Annotated in this window: 6 protein-coding genes; 5 read left to right on the top strand and 1 reads right to left on the bottom strand. The window is 38.1% G+C overall.

Annotation, left to right across the window (positions count from 1 at the left end; all coding sequences use genetic code 11):
- Positions 1–334: 334 nt before the first annotated feature.
- A complete protein-coding gene (locus JUD45_RS05570; RefSeq protein WP_498034158.1) occupies positions 335–1,918 on the bottom strand; it encodes an ABC-F family ATP-binding cassette domain-containing protein in 1,584 nt (527 codons plus the stop codon).
- A 167-nt stretch (positions 1,919–2,085) separates the two neighbouring features.
- Between JUD45_RS05570 and JUD45_RS05565 the strand changes: the two genes are divergently transcribed.
- From JUD45_RS05565 to JUD45_RS05545, 5 genes are all read left to right on the top strand, one after another.
- Positions 2,086–2,460, top strand: a complete 375-nt coding sequence (locus tag JUD45_RS05565) for a VOC family protein (protein WP_053791973.1) — start codon at positions 2,086–2,088, stop codon at positions 2,458–2,460.
- 166 nt (positions 2,461–2,626) lie between these two features.
- Complete coding sequence (locus JUD45_RS05560; protein ID WP_138726827.1) at positions 2,627–4,267, top strand: APC family permease; 1,641 nt, start codon at positions 2,627–2,629, stop codon at positions 4,265–4,267.
- Positions 4,268–4,643: 376 nt separating this feature from the next.
- Positions 4,644–5,639: a tryptophan ABC transporter substrate-binding protein gene (gene trpX / locus JUD45_RS05555; RefSeq protein WP_138726826.1), complete on the top strand. Its 996-nt coding sequence runs from the start codon at positions 4,644–4,646 to the stop codon at positions 5,637–5,639.
- Positions 5,636–6,532, top strand: coding sequence for an ABC transporter permease (locus JUD45_RS05550; protein ID WP_138726825.1), 897 nt, complete (start codon positions 5,636–5,638; stop codon positions 6,530–6,532). The genes trpX and JUD45_RS05550 overlap by 4 nt, the downstream gene beginning before the upstream one ends.
- Positions 6,525–7,295 carry an ABC transporter ATP-binding protein gene (locus JUD45_RS05545; protein WP_053791976.1) on the top strand — a complete coding sequence of 257 codons (771 nt, stop codon included), beginning with the start codon at positions 6,525–6,527 and terminating at the stop codon, positions 7,293–7,295. The genes JUD45_RS05550 and JUD45_RS05545 overlap by 8 nt, the downstream gene beginning before the upstream one ends.
- Positions 7,296–7,314: the final 19 nt, after the last annotated feature.

The raw sequence follows: 7,314 nt of genomic DNA, 5'->3' as shown, positions 1-7,314 counted from the left end.
TCACCGGTTGAATACCGGATCAATTCCTCCCAGAAAATAGCATAACCATCTTCCAATTTTAGGGGTTCAGGTCAGGGTTCTTTTTTTCTAAAACAAACTAATTAAAATAAATAAAGCAAAACAGGCAGCTGTTATGACGCTGTATCTCGTATCAATCAATTGTCCATCGTCAATGTATAAATTTCGACCACCGAAGAATAATACTAAGGCGATGAAAATAATTTTGACGATTAACCATTCAATACATATAAGCGCCCAAATCAACATCATAATATCTGCGATGATCAGCCATACTTTTCGACTATTATAGATGTTGTCCGCCTCCTTATTGTAATTAGTTATTTACTTGTCCTTGTGCTTTCGCAATTTCGTCAGCATCCCTTAGACTTAGTTTTTCAACATCTAAGACCTTGTCCACTAGTCCATTATAGAAGCTAGTTTCGTGAGATACAATGATTGCGTTTCCTGGGAAGTTGTTAATTGCGTGTTTTAGTGATTCCTTGGTTTCGTCATCCAAGTGGTTAGTAGGTTCATCCATGATTAAGAAGTTAGATGGAGTAAATTCCAACATCGCTAACTTAACCTTGGTTTGTTCTCCCCCTGATAATTCACCAATTGGCTTGGAAGCATTTGCTGAATCCAAACCACACTTAGCAAGTTTTGTTCTGATTTCTTTTTGTTCCAACTTAGGGAACTTGTTTTGAATAATTTGCATTGGAGTTTCATTGTTGTTGCTCCATACCAAATCTTGACTAAAGTAACTAACCTTAGCTGATGGTGAGAATGTTGCTTTTCCACCCTTTGGTTCTAGGATTCCTAAAATGGACTTGATTAGAGTTGACTTACCAACCCCGTTAAATCCTTGGAAACCAACCTTTTCATCAGTATTAACTGAGAAGCTAACTGGTTTTAGCAATGGTTTGTCATAACCAACTGATAATTCGTCGACAACCAATGCGTTTTGTGAACCAGTGTCTTCGTATGGGAAGTTAAATGATGCGTGGATGTTAGTCGAAGGTGGATCAACCAATTCCATATGTGATAGCATCTTTTCTCTTGATTTAGCCATTGTTGATTTTGAACCGGCCTTGTTCTTTCTAATGAAGGCTTTGGCCTTTTCAATTTCAACTTGTTGTTTATCGTATTCTCTTTGTTGAACCATTTCACGTTCAGCCTTTTGACGCATGGCTGACTTGAAGTCCCCACGATACTTGGTAATCTTTCCAAAGGCAATGTTTACGATACAGTTAGTAACGTTTTCCAAGAAGTCGTAATCATGGGAAATTACCATTACGGCACCATCAAAGCCATTGATGTAGTCTTCCAACCACGCAATGTGGGCAACGTCTAGGTAGTTAGTAGGTTCATCAAGTAAAATAACGTCTGGATCTTCTAGAATTAACTTAGCTAGGATAATCTTTGAACGTTGTCCACCTGACATGTTGGTGATTTGTTGATCACGTTTTACATCATCTAGACCTAAACCGGTGATTACTCGTTCAATTTCGGTCTCAATGTCATAGAAGCGTTTTGCTTCTAGTTCTTCTTGAATTCTTCCCGCTTGTTCCAATAACTTGTCATCAAAGTTTTCCGCATATTGTTCGTACAATTCTTGCATGTGCTTTGATTTATCGTATAGGTCTTGATAAGCAGTGTGCAAGAAATCAATCAATGTCATTCCTTCTGGAATATCAGCGTATTGATCCAAGTAACCAACGCTCACATTGTTTTGCCACTTCACTGAACCTGAGATTGGCAATTCCACTCCGGTAATAATCTTAATCAAAGTAGACTTTCCTACCCCGTTTTGTCCAACAATTCCCATATGTTCACCCTTATTAAGGGTAAAACTTGCTTCATCGTATAGCTTTTTGTCGGCAAAACCCATACTGATATCTTTAACATCTAATAAAGCCACAGTCTTTTTCTCCTTTTTTCTATTCCGTACTTATATATAATTACAAAATTAACACATTTTAGGTCTAAACGTCAATTTTTCGGCGTTTTCAGCAACATTAAATCGTTCCAAATCCGTCGATAATGGTATAATTGATTGTGTAAAAATTTAAAAAAGGAATGATCATAATGAAGGTCAAAGATATTGACCATATTACAATCTTTGCCAATGATCTAAAGCTATGCATGCGTTTCTACCATGAAGTTTTAGATTTACCAATCATTGAATTCACAGATGACAGACTTGAATTCCAACTTGGCAAACAAAAACTAATCTTCCTTCAAAATGATAGCGATGATAATGTCCCGGAAAATCCTACGCCGGGTTCATCTAAATTCTGTATCATTGTGAAGGACTCATTAACGGACTTAAGTGCCCACTTAGCCAACTATGGTGTTACCATCATTGACGGCCCTAAAAAGGTTCATGGTTCAAATGGACCAATGAATTCACTTTTCATAAATGATCCAGAAAAAAATGTAATTGAGATTTGTGAATATTAATTAAGAATTATAATCAATATCACACTTTTTTTAATTAATTTTAAGTGCTAACAAACGTTATTATTATGCCCAATAAGCAGCAAAAACTGTGTCATGGTAGGTCTTTAAACATTTTACATGGACATGGATTTTTGTTAGTATACTCAAAGACCATGAAAGGAGTTTTATGAAAAAAAATAAGAAATCAAGAAAAGTAGGTTTATTTCAAATTGTAATGTTGGGACTTAGTTCCATTATTGGTTCAGGTTGGTTATTCGGTTCATGGGAAGCTTCCCGTGTTGCTGGTCCAGCCGCTATCATCTCATGGGTAATCGGTGCTATTGTTATTGGTGCTATCGCCTTTAACTACATCGAACTAGGTTCAATGTTCCCCGAAAGTGGTGGTATGAGTAAGTACGCTCAATACACCCACGGGTCTCTATTAGGTTTTATTGCTGCCTGGTCTAACTGGGTATCATTAGTTACCTTGATTCCAATCGAAGCCGTTGCCGCAACCCAATACATGGGTTCATGGCCATGGAAATGGGCTCATTGGACTCACGGTTTTATCGTAAATGGAGAAATTTCTAATCTAGGTTTATTTGTCGTTTTTCTTTTCATATTAGTCTTCACGCTATTAAATTATTGGTCTGTTAATTTACTAGCTAAATTCACTAGTTTTATTTCAATCTTCAAACTAGGAATTCCGCTACTTACTATCATCATGTTAATCCTATCAGGATTCCATGGTGGAAACTTCGCATCACAAGGCTTCATGCCTTATGGTAGCGCCGCTATTTTCTCAGCAACTACAGCTTCAGGAATTATTTTTTCATACAATGCATTCCAAGTTGTTATTAACATGGGAAAAGAAATTAAGAACCCTAAACGTAATATCGCTTTAGGTATTACCATTTCATTGGCTATTAGTATTGTTATCTATGTTGCCCTACAATTTACATTCATTAGTGCCGTAGAACCATCAGTACTTGCCAAGGTAGGTTGGCATGGTGTTAACTTTGAATCACCATTCGCCGACTTAGCAATCATGTTAGGCATTCATTGGCTTGCTGTATTGCTATACTTTGACGCATTCATTTCACCATTTGGTACAGGGGTTTCATTTGTTGCTCAAACAAGTCGTACTCTTGCTGCCATGGTACAAAATGAACACATGCCTAAGTTCTTAGGTAAAATTAACGAACGTTGGGGTGTTCCAAGAATTGCGATGGTTGTTAATATGATCATCTCTGTTCTATTAGTTGCTCTATTCAGAAGTTGGGGTACACTTGCTAGTGTTATTTCTACTTCAACATTGATTGCTTACTTAACTGGTCCAGTTACAGTAACATCATTGAGAAAGATGGCACCTAATTTCAAACGTCCAATTCGTATGAGAATGCTACAATTTATGGCACCTTTTGCCTTTGTTTTAGCTAGTTTAGCTGCTTACTGGGCAATGTGGCCAACAACCGTTAAGGTTATCGTAGTTATTCTATTAGGTCTTCCATTCTACTTCTACTTTGAATGGAAAACTGACTGGAAGAAGACAAAAAACCAATTCGCCGGAAGTTTCTGGATGATTGGTTACCTAATCTTCATCTCAGTAATGTCATATGTAGGTTCAGCACCATTTGGTGGTCAAAACTGGATTCCATATCCATTGGACTTCGTTGTGATTATTATTGTTTCCCTAGCTTTCTACAGATGGGGAATTTCCAGTTCAATGGTAAGTACTGATCTTCATAATGCTAAAGTGGTCAATGACCAAATCAATCTAGACGCATATGAAGATGAACCAACTGACGAAAATAAAGAAGACAAATAAAGCATAAGAACACCATTTGGTGTTCTTTTTTATTTACTCAATGTTTTATTTCTTGACAATTGTAATTTCTAAACTTAAAATGAACTTAACTTAAATTGAGAGGAGAAAGAACCAATGAAGAATATTTTATCAACAAGTCCAAGTTCTCGTTGGCAAAGCTGGTGCCTATAGGTCGCATTACTAGTATAGATGCGACTTATGATGCAATCATTAAGCGCATCTGTACCGGCTTCTTTCTCACGAATAAATAAGCCTGTGCGGATATGATTCGAACACCACAGGCCATAAGAACGGGTAACCTGTAGTGTCTGGGTTATCCGTTTTTTTATTGCATTTATTTACAATTTTAAGCTTTATACCAAAAGGAGAATGAGTTATGAAAAGACTTTACACAGTCATCTTTGTCCTAGTCGTCTTACTAGGATTTGGTTTTTACCAAGAAAAACAACCACATAAGATCAGTCGTAATCACACCCCTACTGTTGGGATTTTACAACTTACAGAACATCCCGCTTTGGACGCTATTCATAAGGGAATTATCGATGGATTAAAAGAATCTGGTTACACTCCAGGTAAAAACATCAATATTGATTTTCAAAACGCCGAAGGTGACCAAGGAAACTTAAAGACAATGAGTTCTAAGTTTGCGACCGAAAACGTCGACATGTCAATCGGTATTACTACCCCATCAGCACAAGTCCTAGCTAACACAGTTAAAAACGCCCCACTTATTCTAGGTGCGATTACTGATCCTAAGTCAGCTGGTTTGGTTGATTCAAACGAACACCCAGGACGCCAAGTTACCGGTGTTTCAGATTTTCCTCCAATGAAGGAAGAATTAAAACTAATCAAAGAAATTATGCCTAACCTACATACTCTAGGGGTAATTTACACATCAAGTGATGATTCAGCAACAAATCAATATCATGAATTCGTCAAACTATGTAAAGAAGAACACATTAACGTTAAGGGTTACTCAATCTCAAACACTAACGATTTAAACCAAGTTGCTACTCAAATGGTGCAAAATGTTGACGCTGTCTACGTACCAAACGACAACACCGTTGCCTCAGCAATCCAAACACTAGTAAACGTTGCTAACACCAAGAACGTTCCAGTATTCCCTACTGCCTCAACAGTTGTTAAGCAAGGTGCATTAGCAACAATTGGTTTGAACCAATACAAGCTAGGTGTGCAAACTGGTAAGATGGCTGCTCGTGTTCTAAAGGGTGCTAACCCAGAAGACATGCCAATCGAAAAGCTAAGTCATGGTGACCTAGCAATCAACTTAGGACAAGCTAAGAAACTTGGTATCAAGATTCCTGACTACCTAATTAAGGAAGCCAAAAGAAACGGAGTGATTTACAAATGAGTTTAATTATTTCAGCAATCGGACAAGGACTATTATGGTCCGTAATCGGAATTGGTCTTTACCTAACATTTAGAATTCTAGACTTCCCTGATATGACCGTTGAAGGAACGTTCCCAATGGGCGCTGCAACCGCTGTTACAGCAATCGCTCATGGTGTAAATCCTGTTTTAGCTACCATCCTAGCCTTCTTGGTTGGATGTGTCGCTGGTCTTGTGACCGGTCTTTTATACACTAAAGCGAAGATTCCTGTACTACTTGCCGGAATCTTGGTAATGACTGCTTCATACTCCATTGATCTTCGCATCATGGGTAAGCCCAACCAATCATTATTAGGTCTTCCTACTTTGCTAAGCGGTAAGTTCTTACAATCATTACCACCTTACTTCGATGGTGTCTTCATTGGTTTCATCGTCATCACCGTTGTAACTTTAATCCTTATTTACTTCCTACAAACTGATTTAGGTCAAGCTTTCATCGCCACTGGTGATAACGAAAACATGGCTGAATCACTAGGTATCAACACCGACAACATGAAAATCATGGGTGTGAGTGTATCTAACGGACTAATCGCCTTAGGTGGTGCTCTAGTTGCCCAAAACAACGGTTACTCAGACGTTAACATGGGTATCGGTATCATCGTTGTTGCCCTGGCTTCAATCATCATTGGTGAAGTTATCTTCGGTGACTTAACCATGAACCAACGTCTAGTTGCCGTAATCGTCGGTAGTATTTTATACCGTCTAGTATTACTACTAGTTCTACAACTTGGTTTCAACGCCAACGACTTGAACTTAATCTCATCAATCCTACTTGCGATTTTCATGGGTCTTCCAGCATTCGAAAGTCGCTTCCATCTAAAACATGTCTTGAAGAGGGGGCTAAAAAATGACTAAGACAATCTTTCAATTAAAAGACGTCGTAAAGACTGTTAACGAAGATACTCCAGAAGAATTAAACATCTTAGATCACGTTGACTTAGATATTCATGAAGGTGACTTCATCACCATTCTAGGTTCCAACGGTGCTGGTAAATCCACTTTGTTTAATACCATTGGTGGTAACCTTCGCCCTACTTCTGGTCAAGTTATCTACAAAGATAAAGACATCACTAACATGTCAGTTGTTAAACGTACATCATTTTTAAGTCGTGTCTTCCAAGACCCTAAGCTAGGAACTGCTCCTCGTATGACAGTAGCTGAAAACCTATTGCTTGCTGAAAAACGTGGTGGTCACCATCACCTAGTTCCTCGTAAGTTAAAAGGTGAAATGAAACGTTTCAAAGAAATCACCGCTAAGATGAACAACAATCTTGATCATCGTTTAAACACCGCCACAGGTAGTCTATCTGGTGGCCAACGCCAAGCATTGAGTTTCCTAATGGCAACCATCAAAAAGCCTGGCATCTTACTACTAGATGAACATACTGCTGCATTGGATCCTAAGACATCCCAAAACCTAATGGACATCACTGATGAAACCATTAAGGAACAAAACCTAACCTGTCTTATGATTACACACCACCTAGAAGATGCATTGAAGTATGGAAACCGCCTATTGGTACTTCACCAAGGAAAGATTTCATATGACATCTCAGGTGAAGACAAACAAAAGCTAACCAAAGAAGAACTACTTACATTCTTCAACGATATTCAATAAAAAAAAGAAGGCATCAAAC

This window comes from Apilactobacillus nanyangensis, from assembly GCF_016861915.1.
Lineage (GTDB): Bacteria > Bacillota > Bacilli > Lactobacillales > Lactobacillaceae > Apilactobacillus > Apilactobacillus nanyangensis.
This window is presented reverse-complemented; position numbering and strand designations above follow the sequence as displayed.